The organism is Streptomyces sp. TRM68416, from assembly GCF_014596915.1.
GTDB lineage: Bacteria > Actinomycetota > Actinomycetes > Streptomycetales > Streptomycetaceae > Streptomyces.
In genome coordinates this window covers 71,101-94,750 of the sequence record NZ_JACVWU010000034.1, presented here as the reverse complement: position 1 = coordinate 94,750, position 23,650 = coordinate 71,101, and the positions used below count along the sequence as shown (strand labels likewise).

The 23,650-nt window shown below is 72.4% G+C and carries 19 protein-coding genes; 9 read left to right on the top strand and 10 right to left on the bottom strand.

The features are described 5' to 3' along the window. On the top strand, positions 1-1,054 hold a 1,054-nt coding region (locus ICC28_RS36770; RefSeq protein ID WP_188293188.1), incomplete at its 5' end, for a beta-ketoacyl reductase. A gap of 25 nt (positions 1,055-1,079) precedes the next feature. Further along, positions 1,080-2,249, top strand: coding sequence for a 3-hydroxybenzoate 6-monooxygenase (locus ICC28_RS36765; RefSeq protein ID WP_188293187.1), 1,170 nt, complete (start codon positions 1,080-1,082; stop codon positions 2,247-2,249). 71 nt (positions 2,250-2,320) lie between these two features. On the opposite strand, the gene ICC28_RS36760 is transcribed toward ICC28_RS36765, so the two are convergent. Continuing rightward, positions 2,321-4,618 (bottom strand): MMPL family transporter, encoded by a 2,298-nt coding sequence (locus ICC28_RS36760; RefSeq protein ID WP_188293186.1) that lies wholly within the window; start codon positions 4,616-4,618, stop codon positions 2,321-2,323. Between the two features lie 137 nt (positions 4,619-4,755). On the opposite strand from ICC28_RS36760, the gene ICC28_RS36755 reads away from it, so the two are divergent. The 4 genes from ICC28_RS36755 (at position 4,756) to ICC28_RS36740 (ending at position 10,316) form a co-directional block, all read left to right on the top strand. Next, a complete protein-coding gene (locus tag ICC28_RS36755; RefSeq protein WP_188293185.1) occupies positions 4,756-5,400 on the top strand; it encodes a TetR family transcriptional regulator in 645 nt (214 codons plus the stop codon). A gap of 248 nt (positions 5,401-5,648) precedes the next feature. Next, the gene (locus ICC28_RS36750; protein WP_188293184.1) at positions 5,649-6,275 is read left to right on the top strand and encodes a carboxypeptidase-like regulatory domain-containing protein; all 627 of its coding nucleotides are present in this window, start codon (positions 5,649-5,651) and stop codon (positions 6,273-6,275) included. Positions 6,276-6,428: 153 nt separating this feature from the next. Continuing rightward, positions 6,429-7,184 (top strand): thioesterase II family protein, encoded by a 756-nt coding sequence (locus tag ICC28_RS36745; RefSeq protein ID WP_188293183.1) that lies wholly within the window; start codon positions 6,429-6,431, stop codon positions 7,182-7,184. A gap of 432 nt (positions 7,185-7,616) precedes the next feature. Then, the gene (locus ICC28_RS36740) at positions 7,617-10,316 is read left to right on the top strand and encodes a helix-turn-helix transcriptional regulator (protein ID WP_223190445.1); all 2,700 of its coding nucleotides are present in this window, start codon (positions 7,617-7,619) and stop codon (positions 10,314-10,316) included. Positions 10,317-10,563: 247 nt separating this feature from the next. On the opposite strand, the gene ICC28_RS36735 is transcribed toward ICC28_RS36740, so the two are convergent. After that, entirely contained in the window at positions 10,564-12,006 is a 1,443-nt protein-coding gene (locus ICC28_RS36735; protein ID WP_188293181.1) for a Gfo/Idh/MocA family protein, read from the bottom strand. A 229-nt stretch (positions 12,007-12,235) separates the two neighbouring features. Continuing rightward, positions 12,236-12,949, bottom strand: coding sequence for an FAD binding domain-containing protein (locus tag ICC28_RS36730; RefSeq protein ID WP_188293180.1), 714 nt, complete (start codon positions 12,947-12,949; stop codon positions 12,236-12,238). A gap of 273 nt (positions 12,950-13,222) precedes the next feature. On the opposite strand from ICC28_RS36730, the gene ICC28_RS36725 reads away from it, so the two are divergent. The 3 genes from ICC28_RS36725 (at position 13,223) to ICC28_RS36715 (ending at position 15,414) form a co-directional block, all read left to right on the top strand. Continuing rightward, positions 13,223-13,918 carry a transcriptional regulator gene (locus ICC28_RS36725; protein WP_282700707.1) on the top strand — a complete coding sequence of 232 codons (696 nt, stop codon included), beginning with the start codon at positions 13,223-13,225 and terminating at the stop codon, positions 13,916-13,918. Further along, a complete protein-coding gene (locus ICC28_RS36720) occupies positions 13,915-14,916 on the top strand; it encodes a threo-3-hydroxy-L-aspartate ammonia-lyase (protein ID WP_188293178.1) in 1,002 nt (333 codons plus the stop codon). Before ICC28_RS36725 ends, ICC28_RS36720 begins: the two co-directional genes overlap by 4 nt. A gap of 141 nt (positions 14,917-15,057) precedes the next feature. Beyond that, entirely contained in the window at positions 15,058-15,414 is a 357-nt protein-coding gene (locus ICC28_RS36715) for a cupin domain-containing protein (RefSeq protein ID WP_188293177.1), read from the top strand. 273 nt (positions 15,415-15,687) lie between these two features. Here the strand turns inward: ICC28_RS36715 and ICC28_RS36710 are convergent, their stop codons facing one another. From ICC28_RS36710 to ICC28_RS36680, 7 genes are all read right to left on the bottom strand, one after another. Beyond that, entirely contained in the window at positions 15,688-15,825 is a 138-nt protein-coding gene (locus tag ICC28_RS36710; RefSeq protein WP_188293176.1) for a hypothetical protein, read from the bottom strand. Between the two features lie 153 nt (positions 15,826-15,978). After that, entirely contained in the window at positions 15,979-17,142 is a 1,164-nt protein-coding gene (locus tag ICC28_RS36705) for an MFS transporter (RefSeq protein WP_188293175.1), read from the bottom strand. Next, the gene (locus ICC28_RS36700; protein ID WP_188293174.1) at positions 17,139-17,951 is read right to left on the bottom strand and encodes a thioesterase II family protein; all 813 of its coding nucleotides are present in this window, start codon (positions 17,949-17,951) and stop codon (positions 17,139-17,141) included. Before ICC28_RS36700 ends, ICC28_RS36705 begins: the two co-directional genes overlap by 4 nt. Continuing rightward, the gene (locus ICC28_RS36695) at positions 17,948-19,702 is read right to left on the bottom strand and encodes a non-ribosomal peptide synthetase (protein WP_188293173.1); all 1,755 of its coding nucleotides are present in this window, start codon (positions 19,700-19,702) and stop codon (positions 17,948-17,950) included. The genes ICC28_RS36700 and ICC28_RS36695 overlap by 4 nt, the downstream gene beginning before the upstream one ends. Continuing rightward, the gene (locus tag ICC28_RS36690) at positions 19,678-21,795 is read right to left on the bottom strand and encodes a MupA/Atu3671 family FMN-dependent luciferase-like monooxygenase (RefSeq protein ID WP_188293172.1); all 2,118 of its coding nucleotides are present in this window, start codon (positions 21,793-21,795) and stop codon (positions 19,678-19,680) included. The genes ICC28_RS36695 and ICC28_RS36690 overlap by 25 nt, the downstream gene beginning before the upstream one ends. 56 nt (positions 21,796-21,851) lie before the next feature. Beyond that, positions 21,852-22,604 carry a TylF/MycF family methyltransferase gene (locus ICC28_RS36685; RefSeq protein ID WP_188293171.1) on the bottom strand — a complete coding sequence of 251 codons (753 nt, stop codon included), beginning with the start codon at positions 22,602-22,604 and terminating at the stop codon, positions 21,852-21,854. 42 nt (positions 22,605-22,646) lie between these two features. After that, complete coding sequence (locus tag ICC28_RS36680; RefSeq protein ID WP_188293170.1) at positions 22,647-23,648, bottom strand: hypothetical protein; 1,002 nt, start codon at positions 23,646-23,648, stop codon at positions 22,647-22,649. Between the last annotated feature and the right edge of the window lie 2 nt (positions 23,649-23,650).

Here is a 23,650-nt window from a genome sequence, read left to right as displayed (position 1 = left end):
CGGGGAGTCGAAGCCGCTGGCCGAGCTGAAGCTGGACGAGGTTGCTCCGGTGCTCGACGCGAAGGCCGTCGGGGCGTGGAACCTGCACGAACTGCTCAAGGACGTGCCGCTCGCGCAGTTCGTGATGTTCTCCTCGGTCTCCGGTGTGTGGGGGAGTGCGGGGCAGGCCGGGTACGCCGCGGCCAACGCCTATCTGGACGCGCTGGCGGAGCACCGCCGTGCCGAGGGGCTGCCGGCGACGTCGATCGCCTGGGGCGCCTGGGCCGGCGGCGGCATGGCCGACGACGAGGAGTACGTGGCCTGGCTGAACCGCAGCGGGATGCGGACGATGGCCCCGGCCCGGGCGCTGGCCGCGATGGAGTCGGTGATCGACCGGGACGAGACGTGCGTGACGGTGTCCGACATGGACTGGGGCCGGTTCGCCGACGCCTTCAACGCGGCCCGGCGCCGGCCGCTGCTCGACCGGCTGGATCTCCCGTCGGCCGCCGACGGGACCGGCGCGGGGGCGGAGCCCGGGGCCGCTGCCCCGCTGGCGGACCGGATCGCCGAGGCGGCGCCGGCGCAGCGGACCGCGGTGCTGCTGGAGGCGCTGGGCGTCGAGGTCGCCTCGGTGCTGGGGCACGCGGGGGCCACGGAGCTGGAGGAAGAGCTGTCCTTCCTGAAGATCGGGTTCGACTCGCTGATGGGTGTGGAGCTGAAGACACGGTTGGCGGCGGCCACCGGCCTCGATCTGTCCGCGACGCTGATCTACGACTTCCCGACCCCGGCCGAGCTCGTTGCCCATCTGCTGGAGCGGCTGGTCGGCGAGGGCGGGGGCGACCCGTCCGAGGGGTTGTTGACGCCGCTGCGGGAGCTGGAGAGGGCCTTGGAGTCCGCGCCCGACGACGATGCTCTGAGGGAGGAGATCACCGGGCGGCTGGAGACGCTGATGTGGCGCTGGCAGGAGTTGACGGGGTCCGGCGTCGCCACGGACGTCGGTGCCGGCGAGGACCTGGACGCGGTCACGGACGACGAGATCTTCGAATTGCTCGACCGCGAGTTCGGCGACAGCTGATACGACACTGAGAGGGGGTTCCGCGATGGCGGAGTTGCTCGTGGCCGGAGGGGGCATCGGCGGACTCGCCGTTGCGCTGGCCGCCGCAGGCCGAGGGCACCGGGTGACGGTGCTCGAACGACGGGACGAGTTCACGGAGTTGGGGGCGGGCATCCAGCTGGCGCCCAACGCCTTCCACGCGCTGGACCGGCTCGGCGTCGGCGAAGACGTGCGGGGGAGAGCGGTGTTCATCGACGCGCTGCGCCTCATGGACGGCACGACCGACGCAGAGATCAACGCCATGCCGTTGGGCGCTTCCTATCGGGAGCGCTTCGGCAACCCGTATGCCGTGGTGCACCGTACGGACTTGTACGGGCCGCTGCTGGAGGCCTGTCGGGGCACACCGCGCATCGAGCTGTGCACGGGAGTCGCCGTGGCCGGGTACGAGCAGGACGACGAGCGTGTCGCCGCCGTGCTGGTGGGCGGTGAACGGGTGGGCGGTGACGCTCTGATCGGGGCGGACGGCATTCGTTCGAGGGTCCGCGCGCAGATGATCGGGGACGGCGAGCCGCTGGTGTCGGGGCACACCATCTACCGATCGGTCGTTCCGATGGACCGTGTGCCGGAGGAACTGCGCTCCAACTCGGTGACGTTGTGGGCGGGGCCGGGCTGGCACTTCGTGCACTACCCGATCAGCGGGGGACGCGAGTTCAATCTCGCGGTCACCCGGGACGACGGGGCGTGCGAGGCCGTTGCCGGTCGGCCGACGCCGTCCAGCCACGTGCTGTCCCAGTTCTCCGGGATGGGGTCGCTGCCGGCCCGGCTGCTGAGCCTCGGTGAGCAGTGGAAGTGCTGGGTGCTGTGCGACCGCGACCCCGTGTACGGCTGGACCGACGGCCGGGTCGTGCTGGCCGGTGACGCCGCCCATCCCATGCTCCAGTACGCGGCTCAGGGGGCGTGCATGGCCCTTGAGGACGCGGTGCACCTGGGTTCGGTACTGGACTGCGGTACGCGGGAGCTGCCGCAGCGGTTCCTCGAGTACAACTGCGCCCGTGCCGCTCGTACCGCGCGCACCCAGCAGGTGGCGCGGGCGATGGGCCGCGAGGTCTACCACCCGGAGGGCGTCGCCGCGAAGGAGCGCAACGAGGAGATCGGTGCGCTGTCGGAGACCGAACTCTTCGAGAAGGTCGCCTGGTTGCATGATGCGGTCACCTGAGCCGTGGTGGACGCGTGTCCGGTCGGCCTCCCCGCTCAGAGGAGCGGGGAGGCCGACCGCTGGTGGTGGGGTCAGCGCAGCCGGGCGTCGCTCGTCGGCTGCGTTCCGCCCGGGCCGGGCACTGAGGCGTGAACGTCGGGGTCGGTGCGCGTCTCCTCGGCGTCGCCCTCGATGTCGATGTGCGGCAGCAGGCGGTCCAGGGGGCCGGGCAGCGACCAGGCGCGGCGGCCGAGCAGCACCATGACCGCGGGCACGATGGTCATGCGGACGACGAGTGCGTCGAAGAACACGGCCGCGGCCAGCGAGAGTCCGAACGCCTGGAGCATCGTCGACTCCGACAGCACAAAGCCGCTGAACACGCTGATCATGATCAGCACGGCGGCGGTGACCACCCGGGCGCTGTGGGCGAAGCCGTCCACGACCGCCTCGCGGGGCCGGCCGTCATGGACGTAGGCCTCCCGCATTCGGCTGACCAGGAATACCTCGTAATCCATCGCGAGGCCGAAGACCAGACCGATGATGATGACGGGCAGCAGGTTGACGATGAGCCCAGGTGCCGACACGCCGAGGACATCGACGGCCCAGCCCCATTGGAAGACTGCCACCATCATGCCGAAGGTGGCGGCCAGGCTGAGCAGGAAGCCCAAAGCCGCCTTCAGCGGCACCAGGATCGATCGGAACATCACCATGAGCAGCAGGAAGGCGAGTCCGACGACGACCGCCAGATACGGCAGGAGAGTGTCGGCGATGCGCTGGGAGATGTCGATGTTGAGCGCGGTGGTGCCGGTGACGGCCACGGCCGCTCCGGTGTCGCTGTGGACGGTCGCCGCGCGGTCGCGGATGTCGCCGACCAGGTCCTCTGTGGCGGCGCTGGCCGGCGAACTCTTCGGCGTCACCTGCATCAGCACGGTGTCGCCGGATTCGTTGGGCACCGGCGGGGAGACGGACTCGACGTCGGGCAGGTCGGCGATCCCGTCGCTCACCTGCTGCGCAGCGGCCTGGGCGTCGCCGCCGTCCTTGGCGTCGACCACGACGGTCAGCGGGCCGTTGTGCCCGGGGCCGAAGCCCTCGGTCACGAGATCGTAGGCCTTGCGTTGCGTCGTGTGAGTGGGCTCGGAGCCGTCGTCCGGCAGGCCGAGGCGAATGTCTGCGGCGGGCAGGGCGAGCACGAGCAGCGCCGCGGAGGCTGCCACGAGGAACAGCACCGGCCTGCGGGCAACCATCCGTACCCAGCGCAGTCCCATGGCCGGCTTGTCGGCGTCCGTGCCGCGTCGGCGGCTCTCGCCGCCGCCCTCCTTCGGGGCGAGCGGAGCGCGGTCGGCCTCGGGGCCGGTGACGGCCCGCTGTTCGGCGTGGCCCCGGCGGCCGAGCACGCGCGCGCCGACGAAGCCGAGCAGGGCGGGCAGCAGGGTCAGGGCGACCAGCACGGCCACGGCGACGGTGAGCGCGGCGGCGACACCGATCTGCGTCAGGATGGGAATGCCCACCACCGACAGGCCGACGAGGGCGATGATCACGGTCACGCCGGCGAAGATGACCGCCGAACCCGCGGTGGACACGGCCCGTCCGATGGATTCCTCCGGCGGGCGTCCGGAGAGCAGCTCCTCGCGGTAGCGGAAGCTGAGGAACAGGGCGTAGTCGATGGACACCGCCAGGCCCAGCATGAGAGCGAGGGCGGGGGTGTCGGAGTTGAGTTCGATGAAGGAGCTGCTGGCCTGGACGGCGCACAGGCTGATGCCGACCCCGAGGAGGGCCGTCAGCAACGGCAGTCCGGCGGCGACGAGCGAACCGAAGGTGATCACGAGGACGACGGCGGCGACGACCACGCCGATGAGTTCGCTGCCGCCCTCCTCCGGCGCGCCCTTCGGGGCGTCACCGCCGAACTCGACGGTGAGCCCCGCCTTCTCGCCCGGCTCGGCGGAGTCGAACAGCGCCTCGCGGTCGGTGTCCGTGAGCTCGCTGCTCGGCTCACGGTAGTCGACCTGAACGAGCGCCATCCGTTCGTCCGGAGAGATGCTCTCTGCCTCGAAGGGGTCGGCGACGCCCGCGACCTCCGGTGCCTTGGTGAGACGGTCCACCACTTCCTCGACGGCCTTGCGGCGCTCGGGGTCGGTGACCTTCTGCCCCTCGGGCGCCACGATCACCACGCGCGCGACGGCCCCGTCCGCCGCGGCCTGCGGGAAGCGCTCGGTGAGCAGGTCGATGGCCCGCTGCGACTCGGTGTCCGGGATGGAGAAGGACTCGACAGTGGGCTTGGACAGTGTGGCCGCGCCGAAGCCGAGGGCGACGAGGACAACCACCCAGACGAGGGTGACGAGCCGACGTCGTCGGAACGACTCCCGGCCGGTCCGATACAGAAAGGCCTTCACAGGATTCAACCTTCTTTTGCAAGTGCACCGTCAGTTCACGGTGCACTGTACTCTTACGTTCGGCGAACTGAAAGTAGCCGGGGCTCGATCGCATGGACGGTCGGTCGCCGGGAATCAGGAATGAAGGGAACTCCCAGATGGGTGTCGCGAAGCCATCCCGGTCACCAAAGCCGACAGCGGGCGGACAGGCCCTCGGCCTGCGGGAGCGCAAGAAGGCCAAGACTCGTGCGGCGATCCAGCAGGAGGCGCTCCGCCTGTTCCGCGAGCAGGGGTACGAGGCGACAACGATGGAGCAGATCGCGGAGGCCGCCGAGGTCTCGCAGAGCACGGTCTTCCGCTACTTCCCCACCAAGGAAGAGCTGGTCGTCTCTGACGAACAGGACGCCTTCTTCATCAATGCCTGGCGCGCACAGTCCCCCGACCTGCCGGTGCTGCGCGCGCTGCGCCAGGCCATCCGGGAGACCATCGAGAGTCTCTCGCCGGAGGAGTTCGGGGCGCAGCGCGACCGCGACGTACTGATGGTGACCGTGCCGGAACTGTGGGCCGCCAGCCTCGGCAACGTCACCCAGACGATGCAAATGATCACGTCGCTGGTCGCGGAGCGTACCGGGCGCCCGGAGGACGACACCCAGGTCCGGTCCATCAGTGGCGCGATCTTCGGGGTCATCCTCAACACGATGCTGCGGTGGGCCCATGACCCGGAGCACGATGTCGTCGAGGACCTGGACCGGATGCTCGCACATCTGGACAACGCCCGGTTCGACAGCGTCGTCCCGCGGTGACGGCTGCGCCCGGTCATCCGTGAAAGCGACGTGATCCAGACCCGGCGGACTCTCGTCGTCCTGCTCCGGGTGACATCCGAAGAGGGGGAGGGAACGCGATGAGCTGCGACCATCGCGCAACAGACTGCGTCACCGTGCGGGTGCTGGACATGCAGGGCCGCCCGGTGCCCCGGGCGCGACTGACTCTCGTCGACCGGGGGGGTCGGCTGCTCGGACAGGGTGAGGCGCGATCCGACGGTTCGTGCGAAATGGCAGTGCCCGACGCCGCGCCGTACGTGCTGTTGGGAGGTGCCACCGGGCACCTCCCGGGCACGGCACACCTGGGAGGGGCGGGGGGCCCCGGGGCCGAGGAGACGGTGCTGCTCCTGCGCGAGGTGCTGACGGCGCGTGGCACGGTCACCGAGGAGACCCTCTACATGCCGGTGCCGGACGCCCTCGCGGTGTTCATGGACGACGCCGGAAGGGTGGTCGGTTCGGGCCTGGCCGCGGACGACGGTTCCTTCGAGGTGGCCGGACTGCACCCGGGCCGCTACACGCTCCTGGTGCTCCACCAGGACTTCGAGAACTGGCTGCGCACGGTGTGCGTCGGCGGCAGTGAACCGGTCCTGGCCGAAGCCGTCCTGACGCGCCGTCTGTTCGCGTGCCAGGGAGTGGTCCTGGACGCGGACGGGTGGCCCGTCGGCGACACGCCGGTCACGCTGACGGACGGCTCGGGGCTCGCACTGCGTGAACGTACCGACATCGACGGGAGGTTCCGTTTCCCGGATGTCCCGCAGGGGGTGTACACGCTGAGAGTGGCGGGCTGGGCCGGGCAGCGGCGGGTCTGTGTGACCGAGAGCATGGACGAGCTGGAAGTGAGCCTCTGCGGCCCCTAAGACACAACTAGGGGGCGAGTAGGGGGGTGCCGGACCGGGGCGACCGGTAGCTTGCTGTCGCAGGGCCGGGTCCCCGGACGCCGTGGCGCTCCTCGCCGAGGCCACCCCGCTCCGAGGATCCGGCGGAAGAGGAAGAGGAGGTTGTTGTCGGCGATGGCAAGCTCACTTGAGCCGTGCAGCCCGTGGATCCGGGTCTTCCACCCGTCTCCGCAGGCACGGGTGAGGCTCGTCTGCTTTCCCCACGCAGGCGGATCGGCGAGCTGGTTCCATCCGATGTCCCGTGCGCTCACGCCGGACGTCGAGGTGCTGGCGGTGCAGTACCCGGGCCGTCAGGAACGGCGCCTGGAGCCGTCGTTCGCGGACATCGCGGAGGCGGCCGAACGGATCGTCGGCGAACTGTCGCCCTGGCGGGACGGCCCCCTTGCGCTGTTCGGGCACAGCATGGGCGCCACCATCGCCTACGAGGTCGCGCTGCGCCTGGAGGCCGCCGGCAGGGGCCCTGTCATGCTGTTCGCCTCCGGCCGCCGGGCGCCGTCCCGGGTGCGCAACGAGCACATCCACGAGCTTCCCGACAGCGGCCTGCTGGCCGAGCTGAAGGAGATGAGCGGCACCGACATGTCGTTGTTGGACGACCCCGACCTGCGCGCGCTCGTGTTGCCGACCCTGCGCAGCGACTACCGAGCGGCTGAGACCTACCGTCACCGCGAAGGCGACCGGGTGGACTGTCCCGTGCTCGCGCTGACCGGTGACCGCGACCCGCGGGCCGACGTGGAGGACGTCGCCGCCTGGCGCGAACACACCAAAGGTGACTTCGACATGCGGGTCTTCTCCGGCGGCCACTTCTATCTCACCGGCTCGGACGACGTGGTCGACCTGCTTCGCGACTGTCTCCTCACGGTCTCCGTCTGAGCGGCCGCGCACCTCCCGCGTCGGCTGCCCGTCGCTTCCCCCGGACGGGCAGCCGACTTCGCGGCATGCCCCGCCCGCCGTCCTCGGCGTGCGGGCCTTTCGCCTGTCCTGAGCCAAGGTGGCCGCTACCGGCCGGGCGCGTTCCGGCTGGGGTGCGCAGGTTCGGAAGCCACTGGCGCGGGCCTCTGGAGACATGTAACCTTCAAAAAAAATGAGACATTCTTTTGATCGGGGGATGTCATGTCGTCGCCTGTGGACCACGGGCGGTCTGGGAGCGCAGGCGCCGGGAGGGGTCACCCTGTCTCCCGCCGCGTACACCTGACGTGCGGACCTTATTTCCGATGCCGTCACTGCGGCGGTGCGTAAATTCTCCAGCATTTCACCACCTGAACGGTGGATATAGCGAGGAACGGGTCATTACGGGGGCTTGTCATGCGCTTTTCGCACAACGATCGAGAATTCGCGCAACTCAACAGGATGCTGGGCTCATGCCTGAGCCGAAAGGGCGGTGTTGTCCTCGTCGACGGCACGGTTGCCAGTGGAAAGACGGAGTTGATCAAGAGCTTTTCAGACAAAGCCGTCGGTGGCGGTGTGCTCGTTCTGTCGGCCCTCGCCGTGCAAACGGAGAATGAAATTCCGCTTGGTGTGGTCGACCAGTTGGCGCACAATGCCTCGGCGCAGGTCCCCGGAATCGCCGAATTGCAGGAGGCCATTGAGGCGGCAGCCTGCCTGACCACAGCCGGTGCCGCCGACCCCGAGCGGGTCAGCCCCGAGCACGGCCGGGTGCTCGCCCAGCTCCACGCCGCCATGATGCGGCTCGCGGCCCAGCGCCCGCTGGTGATCACTGTGGACGACCTGCACCACGCCGACCAGATCTCCTTGCAGTTCCTGTGCTACCTGGCCCGCCGCATCCTCAACAAGCGGGTCATGGTGGTGCTCGGCCTCCAGCCGGGTCCCCTTCCGGCCTTCCCGCTCTTCCAGATGGAGATGTCGTCCCAGACGAACTGCCGGCGGATCGTGCTCGAACCGCTCTCCGTCCGGCATGTCGGCCGCATCCTGAGCGAGGCGACGGGAGGCCAGGCCGACGCGGCCCGGCTGGCCCCGCTGTACCGCTCGCTCAGCGGCGGAAACCCCCTCCTCGTCAACGCGCTCGTCGCCGACCGCCTGGAGGGCCACGACGGCACCGGCGTGGACGCGGGACTGCCCCACTACCGCCGCGCCGTGCTCACCTGCCTGCAGCGCATGGACGGCGTATCCACCCAAGTGGCCCAGGGACACGCCGTCCTGGAGGCGACCGGATCCCGCCATCTGATCGGCCGGCTGCTCCAGCTCGACAACACGCTGGTCCGCCGCTCCGAGCACATCCTGTTCCGCAGCGGCTTGCTCACCGCGCAGGGGTTCCGCCACCCCGAGGCACGCGCGGCCGCGCTGGAGAGCCTCCACCCCGAGCGGCGCGCCGAACTCCACACCGGCGCCGCCCGGCTGCTCTTCCAGGAGGGAGCCCGCGCTGCCGACGTGGGCACGCAACTGCTTGCCGCCGACAGCGCGAAGGACCCGTGGGCGGTCCCCCTGCTGATCGACGCCGCGGAACAGCAGTTGCAGGCCGACCGCCTGGACCAGGCCACCACGTACGTCCGGCTCGCCCAGCGCGAGGCCGTCACCGAGCAGCAGCACGCCGACGTCACCCTGATGCTGGCCCGCACCGAGTGGCGGCTCAACCCGGCGGTGGTCGCCCGGCATCTCGGCCTCGGCCCCGGGGCCACCTGCGAAGCGCCGCTGCAAACCGGGCAGGCGGTCCAGATGATCCGCGGGCTGCTCGAACAAGGCCTGCTGGAACAGGCCACGGAAGCCCTGCGCTGGGCCGGCGAGTCCGGCTTCGACATCCAGCACGCGGACTGCGAGGAATGGAACACCTTCAAGACCTGGCTTGCCTGTACCTACCCGCCGCTCGCCCTGGAACTGCCGGGCGTACCCGAACGGACCGAACCGCCCGGCCGTGCGTGCCACCCCCGACCGGGCGGTGAGTTAGGTGACTCGGCCCGCCTGCTCGGCTCCGTGCTGCGCGGCGACCTCGCGGACTCGGGCCTGAAGCTCGCCGAGGACAGATTGCGGATGATGCGGTTGGGCGCGGGTACGGTCGAGGCGTTGGGCAACACCCTGCGGGCCCTGGTCTACGCCGACCGGTACGGCTCCGCGCAGGACTGGGGTGAGCTGCTGCTCAAGGAGGCCAACGACCGCCACAACCCCGAGTGGGTCGCCTCCTTCGCCTCCGTCATGGCCGAGGTGGCGATCGGCCGGGGCGAGCCCGAAGCGGCCGCCGACTACGCCCGCACCGCCCTGACCTGCGGGGCGCACCAGACCTCTACCGTTCTGGCGGGCATCGCACGGGCCATGCTGATGCTCGCCCTGGTCGAGACGGGCGATCTGGACGGCGTGCAACGGCTGCTCTCCCAGGAGAACTTCGATGCCGCGGCTCACAGCCGGGAGAGCCTGTATCTTCTGCAGGCCCGCGGTCACTACCACCTGGCGAGACGCCAGCCTCACCTGGCCCTTCGGGACTTCTCGACCTGCGGTCAGCGAATGACGGCCTGGAAGGTGGACTCGCCCTCCTTCATCCCCTGGCGCACCGACCGGGCGCAGGCCCTGATCGACCTCGACCGCCACGAGGACGCGCGAGGCGCGGCCGAGGAACAACTCGCCCTGCTCGTCCCCGCCCAGCGCCGTACGCGCGCGATCACCCTGCGGGTACTCGCGCAGACCGTGGAACCCGCACAGCGCTCGCCGCTTCTCGAAGAGGCGCTCCAGCTCATGACCGAGACCCCTGATCACAGCGAGCGCACCCGCATCCTGCGCCTGCTTGGCTGCAACCGTCGTCCGCCCGCGGCTCCGGAGCACCTGCACGGCGCCGCCGTGACTCCGCCCAGTGAGGACGTCCGCGGCATCGCCGACCTGAGCGCGGCCGAGCAGCGGGTGGCCCTCCTCGTCGGCAAGGGCTACACCAACAGCGAGGCGGCAAGCGAGCTGTTCATCACCGTCAGCACCGTTGAGCAGCACCTGACCCGCATCTACCGGAAGCTCGGCATCAAGCAGCGCAGCGATCTTCGGGCGTGGCTGGTCGACTGCCACGCGTGACGCCAGTGGACACCCCCGGCCGCAGGACGGGCGAGCGGAGCTGCCGCCGAGCCCGGGCGGGCGGGGGGATGCGCTGGGGCGCCTGGAGTTCCAGGACCGGTCCCTCCGGCGTCGTCATCCGTACGTACGACGGCACATCTGCGCCTCGCGGGCCTGCCGCGGGCGCGGGCCGTCGTCGAGCCGCGTGGAGGGCCGGGCGCACGCCGGATGCCTGGCGCCGGGCCGGCATCCGGCGTGGATCCGATCCTCAGACGACCGGCGGCATCTCACTCGGCCGGGAGTCCAGGCCCGTACGGTGGTTGACCCACGAGCCGCGGGTGAAGTCCGGCACCGCGACCGGACGGCCGCCCGCCGTAAGGGACTTGACGCTCAAGGGGATCGGGGAGCACCAGACCGCGCCGTCGTAGACGTCCATGTCGGGGACGAGCCCGGCGCGCATCTGCTGCACGGTGCGCCACTGCAGGACGTAGTCCATGCCGCCGTGGCCGCCGTTGTTGGCCGCGTCGTCGCCGATCTTCCGCCACAGCCAGTGGTCGAACTCCTTGCGGTAGGCGTCGAACGCCCGCCAGGAGTGGCCGCTGTGGTCCGGCTCGATGTACACCCGTCCCCCGCTCGCGGACGTCACGCCCGCGTAGTCCTCGAAGATTCCCCGGCTGCCCGCCAGGGAGTTGATACGGCTGTAGGGGCGCGGCGAGCTGACGTCGTGCTCGGCGCGGATCACCCGGCCCCGCGCGGTGTCGATGAGACAGGTGACGAGGTCACCGTTGATGTAGGTCTCCTTCCAGCTCGGGTGGGACTTCGGCACGAAGCGCTCGCGGTAGTCGGCGAGTCCCTTCGGCTCGGTGCTGGTGGCCCGCAGAACGGTCATCCGGTCGCCGCGGTTGATGTCCATGGCCGCCGCGACGGGCGCGAGGCCGTGCATGGCGTAGAACGACGCGGTGCTGCGGGTGTGCCACAACCTCCGCCAGGCGTCGGTGTAGTAGGTGTCGGAGAACAGCAGGGCGCGCAGGTCGTGCAGATAGCCGCCGTGGCCGTTGGTGACCTCGCCGAACAGGCCGTCGTGGGCCATCTTGAGCATCGCCAGCTCGTTGCGGCCGTAGGAGCAGTTCTCGGCCAGGATCAGGTGACGGCGGGTGCGTTCGCTGGTGTCGACGAGGTCCCACAGCTCGTCCAGCCGTGTGGCGATGGGCAGTTCGACCAGGACGTGCTTGCCGGCCAGGAGCGCGGCGCGGCCCTGCTCGTAGTGGAACTCCCAGGGTGTGGCGATGTACACGAGGTCGATGTCCTCGCGGCGCAGCATGCGCGCGTAGGCGTCGGCGGAGCCGCCGTACTCGGCCGGCCGGGGGCGGCCCTCGGCGGCGAGCCGGTCGGCGGTGCGTCCGGCCCGGTCGGCGCGGATGTCGCAGACGGCCGTCACGGTGCAACCCGGGACGGCGGCCCATCCCGAGGACATGCCGTGGCCCCGGTTGCCGAGGCCGATCATGCCGACGCGGACCGTCGGGTACGGGTCGAACGGGACGTTGGCCATGGACTTCTGGCCCGGTCTGCGCGACGGCGTGCCGTCGGCGGTCGGTGCCGCGGGGGCGGCTTCGGCGGTGGAGACCCCGGGGCCGAGTCCGGCGACTGCGGCACCGGAGGCCAGGGCCCCGCCCATGAGGGTACGGCGTGAGACAGCAGGGGTTTCAGGCATGGCGCGGATCGCTCCCTTATGCGTGGCGGCCGGCTGCTCTTGCTGCCGCACGACTCTGGCCACGCGAACGCCTTGTGTCAATAGGTGCTTGAAAACCTGGAATTGCAAGCAGAAACGAGCATGAGGTCGACGGGCAGGGCGTGTCGGGCCCGATCCGTACCCGGACATGACTGATCCGCCGCACCGTCGACCGGTGCGGCGGATCCCGGACCTGTCCCTCTCGTCCGCGTCAGGCGGCGGACAGCACCTCGGTGACCTGCCGGTGGACCACGTCCCGTGCGTCGGCGGGGAGCGCGCCGATGTCCGTGCCCTCCAGGGTGCGCAGGACGGCGTCCGGGTCCGTGTCACAGGCCGTGGTGTGGGTGAGGACGTCGTAGCCGTCCCGGACCGCGAGGCGCAGACGCCTGCCGCCGTCGGCCTCCGCGTGCACCGCGGCGGCGACCACCAGCGGCGGGGGGCCGCCCGCCGGGGCGTCCTCCTTGTGGTACCCGCTCACGACCGGAGTCCGCCAGCGCAGGCTCAGCAGCAGGTGGCGCTTGGCCAGGAGGTCGTCCAGGTCGGTCTCGTAGACGTCGCCCCCCTCCAGTACGGTGGCCCGCGCGTCCAGCACCAGGGCCGCGGGCAGCAGGCAGCGCAGTGTGCTGCCGACGATGTTGCCGCCGACGGTGGCCGTGCGGCGCACCGCGCCCGTCCCCACGGTGGACGCCGCCCGGCGCAGCACCTCCGGCACCCGGCCGTCGATCCGGCTCAGCAGCACGGCCGAGCCCAGCGTCTCGGCGCCTATCTCATTGGCTTCCGGCAACTCGCGCAGTGACACCGCGAGTTCGGGGAACCCCTCCCGCTGGAAGGAGGCCCACACGAGCGTCGCCCCGCCGATGGGCACGGCCCCTTCGGCGAGGTACTTCTGCAGTTCGGACACGGACGAGGGGAGACGCAACAACACGGCAGCCGACCTGCTTTCCCGAAGTGGCCTGATTCAGTGCGCTCCGCATTGTCCTGACAACCCCAGGGGCGCGTACAGGGTTCACAGCCCCACGCCGTGCGCCCCCCGGCGGTGCGAGCGCCGCCGGGCGCCGGCCCGCACGCGACGCGGTGGGCGAGCTTCCCCGCCCGTCAGCCCTTGGACTGCTTGTACAGCCTCTAGATGTGTAGTCTAGGAGCGGCTCGGCGGGACATTCCCCCGAGCCCCGAGGCGGCGTACGGACAGGAGCGCGCGGTGACGGCCGAAGAGGCGCTGGAGGCGGAGCGGGACGCGATCGTCGGGGCGTTGAGACCGGTGGTCGACGGGCTCGTGGCGACGTTCGGGCCGATGTGCGAGGTGGTTCTGCACGACTACCGGCGGCCCGAGGAGTCCGTGGTCGCGGTGGCCGGTGCGGTGACCGGGCGGGCCGTGGGCGGGGCGATGAGTGAGATCGGCATGCGGATCGTCGCCCGCGGGGACGAGGCCGGTGACGAGCTGAACTACGTCACCCGCACCCGCGACGGCAAGCTGGTCAAGGCGTCCACGATGGTGCTGCGGGACTCCACGGGCGCGGTGTTCGGAGCCCTGTGCGTCAACCTGGACGTCACCGCCGTGAGTGACGCCCACGCCCTGCTCGGCGCCCTCGCCGGCCTCGGCGGTGCCCCGGCCGACGTGCCGGTCACCGCCTTCGGCAACGACATCGACTCCGTCGTCGACGCCATCCTGGACGCCCATCGGTTGCGGGGGAACGGCAGTTGGGCCGGGCTCGACCGGGCCCAGCGCCTGGAGCTGTTCCGCGGCCTGGACGAGCGGGGCGTCTTCGCCGTGCGGCGCGCGATCGAGCAGGTCGCCGCCCGGCTCGGCATCTCCCGCGCCTCCGCCTACAGCTACCTCTCCCAGGCGCGCGCCACGACCGCGCCCGCCGCCGACCCCGATGGAGGACACGCGTGACGACCACCACCCCGCCGGTCACCCTCGACGACGTCCGCGACGCCGCCCGGCGCCTCAAGGTCGTCGCCCACCGCACGCCGGTGCTGCGCTCGCGCACCCTGGACGCGCTCGTCGGCGCCGAAGTGTTCCTCAAGTGCGAGAACTTCCAGCGTGTGGGCGCGTTCAAGTTCCGCGGTGCCTACAACGCGGCCTCCCGTCTCACCCCGGAGCAGCTCGCCCGTGGCATCGCCGCCTACTCCTCCGGGAACCACGCCCAGGCCGTCGCCCTGGCCGCCCGGGAACTCGGCACCACCGCCGTGATCGTCATGCCCGAGGACGCGCCGCGCTCCAAGCGGGCGGCCACCGAGGGCTACGGCGCCGAGATCGTCACCTACGACCGCTACACCGGCGACCGCACCGCCATCGCCGAGGCCCTCGCCGCCGAGCGGGGCCTCGCCGTCGTCCCGCCCTACGACCACCCGCACGTCATCGCCGGACAGGGCACGGCGGCGCTTGAACTCCTCGACGAGGTGGGGGAGTTGGGGGCGCTGTTGACGCCGGTCGGCGGCGGTGGCCTGATGGCGGGGAGCGCCACGGCGGCCAAGGGCCTGCACCCGGGCATCCGGCTGATCGGCGTCGAGCCCGAGGCCGGGGACGACACCAAGCGCTCCCTGGAAGCGGGGCGGCGCATCGAGATCCCGGTGCCGCGGACCATCGCCGACGGCCAGGCCCTGCAGACACCCGGCGAACTCACGTTCTCCGTGAACCGGCGGCTCGTCGACGCCGTCGCGCTGGTGAGCGACGACGAGATCCGGGACGCGATGAGGTTCGCCTTCGAACGGCTGAAGATCGTCGTGGAACCGAGCGGCGCCACCCCGCTGGCCGCCCTCCTCACCGGCCGGGCCGGCCCGCTCCCGGACCGCGTAGGGGTGATCGTCTCCGGCGGAAACATCGACGCCGACCGCTTCGCCGAGCTCTGCGGGCACCGGGAGGAGGAGCGGGCGGAGGGCCACGCCTGAGCGGACCTCCCCCGAATGGCGTACCCCGGTGGAGCGGCGGACGATGGAGTGGTACGGGGCCGGCCACCGACGACGGTGCTCAGAGCCGCCGGGGGAGACCCGCCCCGGTCGCAGTGAAGTGCGGCCGGAAGGAAGTGCGACATGTTGGAAGTGAAGACGGTCGACAAGCCGGACGAGCGGCGCGATTTCCCCCGCGGCCACCTCGAAGCCGTCCACATGACGGACCTCGACTTCGCCGTGGCGACCTTTGAGCCCGGATGGCGCTGGTCCGAGTCCGTGGGCCCGATCGCGGGCACCGAGAGCTGCCAGGTGCACCACAACGGCTACGTGCTCAAGGGGCGCCTGCACATCCGTATGGACGACGGCAGTGAGGGCGAGGTCGGCCCCGGCGACGTCTTCGTCTGCCCGCCCGGACACGACGCCTGGGTCGTGGGCGACGAGCCGTGCGTGGCCTACGACTTCCAGGGACAGACGGCAAGGGAGTACGCGAAGAAGTAGCAGCAGGAGCGCGCCGCCTGTGCCGTGGCAGCGGCGGAGGCGTACGGGCTTCCCGCGTCCAGCGGGCGGCGAGCGCTCCGCGGTGTGACGGTGGGACGGAGTACGCCGCGGCGGGCGCGGCACGGTGACCGGACGGGGCCGTGCGGGTTCCGGAACGGCACCCGAGGGGCCGCGACGGATCCGGGCGGCCCGCACCGCGGTGCGGGCCGCACCACCGTGCAGCCCGGTGCGGGCCGCACCGCGCGCTGCTCCCGGGGGCCCAACCAGGAGGCGTCAGCGTTCGCCGTGGATCGGCGCGGGGTGTCCCGGCCCCTCGGCTTCCGCGGTCCGCGCCCCCCGGCGGGCCCGGCCGTGCAGGATCCCGGCCATGGCGTCCAGCGCCTGTTCGTACTCGACAGGGCCCTCCCGCATCGCGGTCCCCTTCCCGGCCGTCGACGTGCCTGACGTGAGCCTGTGCGCCGTACGAACTCCAGCACGGGCGGGTCGCCGACCCGTGCGCGGATTCCGGGTGATCCCGGCGCATCGCATCGGCGCCCCGACGGCGCCGACGCCGCTGCCGGGGGGTCAGGTGGCCGTCGGCGCGGGCTCGGTGCGGCGGTCGTGGCGGAGGAGGCGGAGTTCGGACAGGGCGGCCGCGGCGCAGAGGAGGGCCGCCCACAGGGGGATCCGGTGCGGGGCGACGTGGTCGAGGAGGAGGCCGCCGGTCGCGCCGCCGAGGGCCGCGCCCACGTAGATGACCGAGCTGTTCAGGGACACCGCAAGGGCGCCCGCGGGTCCGCCCAGCCGGAGCAGGCGGTGCTGCTGCGGCGCCGCGTACATCCAGCCGACGACGCCCCACAGGGCCATCGCGGTCAGTGCCCCTGGGAACGTCGCGGCCAGCCCCGGCATCGCGAGGAAGGTGACCGCCATCCCGGTGACGGAGACCAGCACGAGCCGGCGGCCCGCCGGACGGTCCAGGTACGCGCCGGCGACCGCGTTGCCGGCCAGGCCGCCCACGCCGAAGACGAACAGCAGCACCGCCAGCCGCGTGCCGTCGCCGCCCGTCGCCCCGGCGAACACCGTAGAGGCGTAGGTCAGTACCGAGTACTCCGCGATCACCGCGAACACCGTCACCGTCAGCACCATCCGCACCGCCGGCCTGCGCAGCGCGGCCAGCCGCTCCCGCGGCGAGGAAGCGGCGCGCTCCCCGCGCACGCCGCGCAGCCCCGTCGCGAGCGGCACGGCCACCGCCGCCGTCGCCGCCGCGAGGCCCAGGAGCGTGGGACGCCAGCCGAAGGCGTCCGCCGCCCAGGTGCCGGAGGGCACGCCCACCACCGATCCCATCACCAGGCCGGTGGTGACCAGTGCGAGTGCCTTGCCCGAACGGCCCCGCGGAGCGAGGGAGGCCGCCAGGGAGCACGCGTGCGGGGTGAACTGGCTGGCCCCGGCCGCCACCAGCAGCCGCCCGGCCATCGCCGTCGTCAGCGAACCGGCGACCGCGCACAGCAGGTTGCCGAGCGCCACGGCGACCAGGGCGGCGGTCAGCCCGGTGCGCGGCGACCGGCGGCCCAGCGGCACCGCGAGCAGCGGGCCGAGTACGGCGTACCCGACGGAGAACACCGTCATCAGCTGCCCCGCCGCCGACAGCGACACGTCGAGCGACGCGCCGATCTGGGGCAGCATCCCGGCGATGACGAACACGTCGGTACCGATGAGAAAGGTTCCCATGGCCAGCAGGAGAAGCGTCATGTCCGGGTCCTGGTCGGTGAGGGCGCCGGCGTGGCGGTGACGTGCGTGAGCGCCGTGCGCACCGCCTCCACGACCGGCGGCGGAAAGCCGTGCAGATAGAAGTGGCCCCCGGCGAAGTGCCGGGTGCGGAACGCCGCGGTGGTGTGCTCGGCCCAGGCCCGGACGTCGGCACCGGCGAGCTCGTCCTCCCGGCCCGCCCACGCGGTGATCGCGCAGGACAGCAGCGAGGGGCAGCTTCCCGGCCGGTACGCCGTGGCCGCGCGCACGTCGCCGCGCAGCGCCGGCAGGATCATCGCCCGCAGCTCGGGGTGCGTCAGGACCGCCGGGTCGGTGCCGCCGAGTGCCGACAGCGCCTCCAGGACGGCCTCGTCGTCGCCGTCCGGCAGACACCGCGCCGGCCTCCGGTACGGCGCCTGCATCCCGGAGACGATCAGTCCCGCGGGCGTGGCACCGTGGCGGTGCTCCAGCCGGGCCGCCGTCTCGAAGGCGACCAGTGCGCCCATGCTGTGCCCGAACAGCACCGGTGCCGGGCCCGAGGGTGCCTCGGCGAGCAGCCGCGCGATCTCGTCCGCGAGCAGCGTGACGTCCTCCACGACGGGCTCGGCGCAGCGGTCCTGACGCCCCGGGTACTGCACGGCGACCGTGCGTACGCCGGGGGCGAGCGCCGCGGACAGCGGAAAGTACAGGCCCGCGGTGCCGCCCGCGTGGGGGAAGCACACCAAGGGGCGGGCCCCTTCGCGGGCTTCGTGGAAGACACGCAGCCAGGCGTCGCGTTCGCGCGGCCCGGTGGGCTCGGCGGAGTCGGTCATGCGGCGGTCCGTTCCGTGATCAGCGCGGTGAGCGCGTCCACCGTCGGCGCCCGCAGGAACTCCTGCACCGACACCTCGACACGCAGGTGCCGGTGCAGGCGCGTGACGACCAGCGCCGCGGACAGCGAGGTGCCGCCCAGCTCCATGAAGTGCCGGTCGGGCGGTACGTCGGTGACGCCGAGCACCGTCGACCAGACCGCGGCGACGGCCGCACGTACATCGCCGGTCGCGGGGTCGGGGTGCTGGGCCGTGTCGCAGCTCGCCGCGTGGGGGGCGGGAAGACGGCGGCGGTCGATCTTCCCGTTCGGCGAGAGCGGCAACTCCCGTGCGAGGACGACGTGCTGTGGGACCAGGTAGGCGGGCAGCAGCCCGGCGGCATGGGCGCGCAGCTCCTCCGCCGAGGGGCGGTGGCCGGGTGCGGGCACCACGTGGGCGACCAGCCGGCGTTCCTCGCCGTCCGGCGGCGTCCAGCCCACCACGGCGCACTCCCGCACCCCCGGGTGGCGCAGCAGCGCCGCCTCGACGTCGCCCGGTTCCACCCGGTACCCGCGGATCTTCAACTGGCCGTCCGCGCGCCCCAGATACTCCAGCACCCCGTCCGGGCGCTGCCGCACCAGGTCGCCGGTGCGGTACGCGCGCACGGTCCGCCCGCCGACCCGCAGGGGCCGGAACCGCCGCGCCGTCTGCTCCGGGTCGCGCACGTACCCGTGGGCGAGCGCCACCCCGGCCAGCCACAGCTCATCGCCCTCCTCGCCGGGCGCGACATGGGCCGTGACCCCCGGCAGCGGCCGCCCGATGGGCGGGAGGTCGGGCCACGAGTGCGGCGGGCCGGTGAGGGTGTGGGCCACGGCGACATGGGTCTCCGACGGGCCGTAGTGGTTGTGCAGCCGGGCGGCAGGCAGCCGTCCGAACAACTCCCGGACGGCCGGCGTGATGTGCAGCGCCTCCCCGGCCACCGCCACCTCGCGCAGCGCGCCGGGAAGGACGCCGAACTCAGCCGCCAGGTCCGCCAGCCGACGCAGCGCCACGGGCGGCAGGAAGATCCGCTCGATCCCCCACTCCCGGCACAGGCTCCACACCCGTTGCACGTCGACGCGTTCGGCCTCCGACGGCGCGTACAGGCAACCGCCGCTGCACCACGCCGTGAACACCTCCTGCACGAACACGTCGAAGCCGAGCGGCGCGAACATCAGCGTGCGCAGCGGCTCCGCCGACGTGGCAGCCAGCGTCCACACGATCAGGTTGTCCAGGCAGCGGTGCGGCAGGGAGATGGCCTTCGGCACGCCGGTGGAGCCCGAGGTGAAGACCAGGTAGGCGGGGTCCTCACCGTCCGGGTCGGGCACGCCGGTCGGCGCGGCCACAGGAGCGGGGTCCGCCTCCAAGGGAAGGAGGACCGGGCCGTCCGGCACCGCGGGAGGCCGCACCTCCGCCGCGACCAGCGCGAACCGGGCATGGCTGCGCCGCCACATGAGCGCCGCGCGGTCCGCCGGATAGTCCGGGTCCACGACACAGAAGGCGCCGCCCGCCCGCAGCACCCCGAGGACGGCCACGCCGAGGGCCACGCTCCGGGACGCCTGGACCAGCACGGCGTCCCCGGCGCGTACCCCCTGCTGCCGCAGCCGGGCGGCCAACGCGGCCGAACGCCGGTCCAGTTCGGCGTAGTCGAGCCGGCCGTCCGGCGCGACGAGCGCGGGCGCGTGCGGACGGCGCCTCACCTGCGCGGCGATCAACTCCAGAACACGCTGGGGCACTGCCCTGATCCCTCCTGCGCGTACGGCTCCCGCGCCGGGCCGAGCGCGTCGAGGACGGCCGCGCGGGCCTCCTCCGAGCGCAGCAGCTCGAACCGGTCGCAGGGCAGCCGCAGTTCGGCACGCCGCCCGGCGTCCTGGGCGATGCCGGAGGGCACGGCGTCGGCAGAGGTCAGGCACAGCACCTCGCCCGGCCAGCCGGACGTGCGCGCGTGCCGGGCCGCCACCAGGTGGCACAGCCAGTCCGCGTACGCCCCCACGGTGTCGGTACGGGGCGCGGCGGCCGCGACGCGCAGGCGGTCCAGCTCGGGCAGGCCGCCCAGCATGAGCTCCGGCGCCACGCCGAAGTCGACGAAGCAGCCGATCTCGTCCGCTCCCGCCGCCGTCAGCGCGTCGAGGACGGGCCGCACGTCGTCGGCGCTGCCGATCAGCGCACGGGTCGCGCAGTAACGCTCGTAGGCCAGGTCCAGGACGTAGTCCAGGTCGTCCGGATCGGTGGTCCGCAGGTCGACGTCGATGCCGAGGCTGTTGGCCGCGTTGTCGAACAGGTCGATCGAGGAGCGCAGATAGTCGCAGAACGGCTTCCGGGCCTCCTGCCGGGCGCGTGCGCCGTCCGGGCCGAGGTAGGTGTGCACCAGCACCACCACGCGCCCGGCCGCCGGGTCGAGGCCGTGCGCCGCGCGGGCGGCACGGTAGCGGGCGATGTTCTGGGCGAGGTCCTCGACGCTCTGGGCCATGAGGTTGGTGACGACGCCGAGTCCGGCCCGCGCGGCCCGTTCGTAACTCTCCGGGTTGGACAGCACGGCCGCGAACAGCGGGACGTCGTCGCCCTGCACGGGCCGGGGATGCAGGCTCACCTCGACCGGTCGGCCGTCGCCCGAGCCGAGCGTGATCGCATCGCCGGACCACAGACGGCGGAACGTCTCCAGATGGTCGTAGAGGACGTCCCGCTGGCGGCCGTAGTTCTCCGGCGCGAGGACGAAGTCGGTGGCGTGCCAGCCACTGGCGAAGCCGAGCCCGACCCGGCCGCCGGACAGGTTGTCCACGACCGCCCACTCCTCGGCCACCCGCACCGGGTGGTGCAGGGGGAGCACCACGGATCCCGCGTGCAGCCGGATGCGGGAGGTCTGCGTGGCCAGCGCACTCGCCAGGACGGAGGGGCTCGGGAAGAGCGCGCCGAAGGAGTGGAAGTGCCGCTCGGGCAGCCACACCGCGTGGAAGCCCTTGTCGTCGGCGTACTGCGCGGCCTGCAGCAGGTGCCGATAGGCGGCGGGGGTGTCGGGCCCGGGGTAGTCGCCGAAGAAGTAGAGGCTGAAGTCGGGCGAGGGGCGCGGCGCCGGCCGGGGCGGGGTGCGCGACGAGGGCGAGGGGGGCTGCGGGGACGCCGGGCGCGAGACCGCGGTGCGCTGCGCGGACGCGGCGGGGCGTACGGCCACCGGGGCCTCCCCGGCCGGGTCCGTTCGGGGGGCGGGGCTCGGGCGGACGGGGGCCGACACCGTCTCGGGTGCCGCCGCCGGGGCGTCGGCCGGGCGGTCCGCGACCGGTCCGCCCCGCAGCGCCCCGAGCGTCCTGAGCTGCTCGGCCGTCAGTTCGCTGAAGCGGGTCAGCATCGTGCCGGCCAGGTCCAGCTGCTCGGTGAAGAGGGCGAGCGCCGACTCGTAGGCACCGGCGGGCGGGACCCGGGCGGGCCGGCCCGGCGACGCGTCGGTGGGCGTGACCGGCGACGCTTCGGCGGGGGCGGCCGACGGCGTGGGCGAGGGCGGGACCGGCGCCGCGGCCGGAGCCGCGACGGCCGGCGCCGGACCCGGATCCGCCGCGAGGCACGCGGCGGGCCTCGACGCCGCGGTGGCGGCCGGGCGCTCGGCCGCGCGGGCGCTCACCAGCTCCGCCAGCTTCCCCGGGGTGTCCGCGTCCGTGAAGAGTTCGCGCACGGAGACGGTCACGCCGTACTCCGACCGCACCGCCCGGGCCAGCGCCATGAGCGACAGCGAGTCCGCCCCCGCGGCGACGAACGAGCGGCCGGGGTCGAGCCGACCGGCCGCGACGGTCAGCCGGTCCGAGACAAAACCCAGCACCTCACCTGCAGTTACGGTCACCACTGCTCCAATCCACGTGCCTGCGTTGCGTTGAGAGAACGGAAACGGGCACGGGCTCAGGACCCGCGCCGCCAGAAGACGCCCAGACCGTCGATGTCCTGGATCGGGTCCTCGACCCCGAACTTCTGCCGCCAGTCGTGGACGGCCTCGGCGCACACGGGGATGTGGTAGTCGTCCACGATCACGAACCCGCCCGGCGAGAGCTTGGGATACAGATGGACCAGGGTGTCCCACGTCGACTCGTACAGATCGCTGTCCAGGCGCAGGACGGCGAGACGTTCGACCGGGGCGGTGGGCAGGGTGTCGCGGAACCAGCCGGGCAGGAACCGCACCTGGTCGTCCAGCAGGTCGTACCGCTGGAAGTTGCGGCGGACCGTGGCCAGATCGGTCGCCATGAAGGCGTTGTAGCGGTCGGAGGCGAGCTCCCGGTCGCCCGCGTGGGAGGACTCCTGCGCCTTCGGCATGCCCTGGAAGGAGTCCGCCACCCAGACGAGCCGGTCGCTCACCCCGTACGACTTGAGCACGGCCCGCATGAAGATGCAGGCCCCGCCGCGCCAGACCCCGGTCTCGATGAGGTCCCCGGGCACGCCCTCTTCGAGGACCGTCCTCACACAGAACTCGAGGTTCTCCAGGCGGCGTACGCCGATCATCGTGTGCGCCACGCTGGGCCAGTCGACGCCGAGTCGGCGGTTGAGCTCGTCGTACTCGTGGGCCGGTGCCCAGCTGGCCGGCACGGGCGGATCCTCGTAGATCGTGTTCGCCAGGACCTTCTTCATCAGGTCCAGGTACAACTGCGCGGCGGTGTCCATACGACCGTCCTGTGCGGGGGGAAAGAGAGAGCGGGGGGAGGGTCACGCCCGGAACGTCTCGGACGACACGGGTGACGAGGAGGACGTGGGTGACGAGGAGGACGTGGGTGACGAGGAGGACGTGGGTGAGGGAGACGACGGCGCCGGTGCCGTCTTCGCCGACACCCGCACGTACCACAGCGCGACCACGACCAGCGCGCAGATCAGCGCCAGCGAGACGGCGTCGAAGGAGCCGTGGAAGGCGCACTCCGCGAGGTAGGTGATGCCGGGCAGGGTGGTGAGCAGCACCATCGCCACCATGGGGTCGGAGCGCTGCAGCCCCGTCTGCAGCCAGAACAGCGGCAGCGTCACGGCGAGGACACCGGTGAGCAGCAGTCCCGGCAGCCGTCCGGTGCCGTCCCCGTCGAGGACGCCGGGGCCGCCGACGGCGAGCAGCAGCACTCCGCCGGCCAGGTACGTGAGGTGGAACCGGTGGGCGGTGACGTACACCGGGTCGATGCCGCGCCGCCCCAACTCGGCCGACACCAGGGCCAGTACGGGCGCGCCGATCCCGGCGACCAGCACCAGGCCGAGCCCCGCCACCAGGCCGGGCCCGAACGCGCCGTCCTCGGTGAACCGCCGCGCGAGCGCGATGCCGAGCAGCACCAGCCCGCCCGCGGCGAACCAGCCCTGCCGGGAGGCCCGTCGGCCGCGCCCGGCGAGGCCGAGCAGCACGAGCACCATCGGCCCGACGGCGGTCTCCACGCCCGTCGCCAGCGTGGCCGGGACCCAGGTCAGCGAGGCGTAGAAGCTGAGGAAGGTGACGGCGGTGACGACGTTCATCGCCAGCAGCAGACCGGTGGCCCGCGGCCCGGTGGCGGCGTGCGGCCCACGGCCCGCGCCCCGCAGCCGGCGGACCAGCAGCACCGCGTTGAAGAGCACGGCGGCAGCCCCGAATCCGGCGCAGGACAGGGCGAGGCTGTCGCCGGAGTCGAGGGTGCCCGACACGAAGCCGTACACGCCCGACTGCAGCAGGACGGAGGCGGCGATCCACAGCACCGGCATGG

What these genes read in the sequence shown, in the direction of transcription:
- ICC28_RS36765 (WP_188293187.1), top strand. Translation starts at nt 1,080, where the DNA reads ATGGCGGAGTTGCTCGTGGCCGGAGGGGGCATCGGCGGACTCGCCGTT.
- ICC28_RS36755 (WP_188293185.1), top strand. Translation starts at nt 4,756, where the DNA reads ATGGGTGTCGCGAAGCCATCCCGGTCACCAAAGCCGACAGCGGGCGGA.
- ICC28_RS36750 (WP_188293184.1), top strand. Translation starts at nt 5,649, where the DNA reads ATGGCAGTGCCCGACGCCGCGCCGTACGTGCTGTTGGGAGGTGCCACC.
- ICC28_RS36745 (WP_188293183.1), top strand. Translation starts at nt 6,429, where the DNA reads ATGGCAAGCTCACTTGAGCCGTGCAGCCCGTGGATCCGGGTCTTCCAC.
- ICC28_RS36740 (WP_223190445.1), top strand. Translation starts at nt 7,617, where the DNA reads ATGCGCTTTTCGCACAACGATCGAGAATTCGCGCAACTCAACAGGATG.
- ICC28_RS36735 (WP_188293181.1), bottom strand. Translation starts at nt 12,006, where the DNA reads ATGCCTGAAACCCCTGCTGTCTCACGCCGTACCCTCATGGGCGGGGCC.
- ICC28_RS36715 (WP_188293177.1), top strand. Translation starts at nt 15,058, where the DNA reads ATGTTGGAAGTGAAGACGGTCGACAAGCCGGACGAGCGGCGCGATTTC.
- ICC28_RS36710 (WP_188293176.1), bottom strand. Translation starts at nt 15,825, where the DNA reads ATGCGGGAGGGCCCTGTCGAGTACGAACAGGCGCTGGACGCCATGGCC.
- ICC28_RS36705 (WP_188293175.1), bottom strand. Translation starts at nt 17,142, where the DNA reads ATGACGCTTCTCCTGCTGGCCATGGGAACCTTTCTCATCGGTACCGAC.
- ICC28_RS36700 (WP_188293174.1), bottom strand. Translation starts at nt 17,951, where the DNA reads ATGACCGACTCCGCCGAGCCCACCGGGCCGCGCGAACGCGACGCCTGG.
- ICC28_RS36685 (WP_188293171.1), bottom strand. Translation starts at nt 22,604, where the DNA reads ATGGACACCGCCGCGCAGTTGTACCTGGACCTGATGAAGAAGGTCCTG.
- ICC28_RS36680 (WP_188293170.1), bottom strand. Translation starts at nt 23,648, where the DNA reads ATGCCGGTGCTGTGGATCGCCGCCTCCGTCCTGCTGCAGTCGGGCGTG.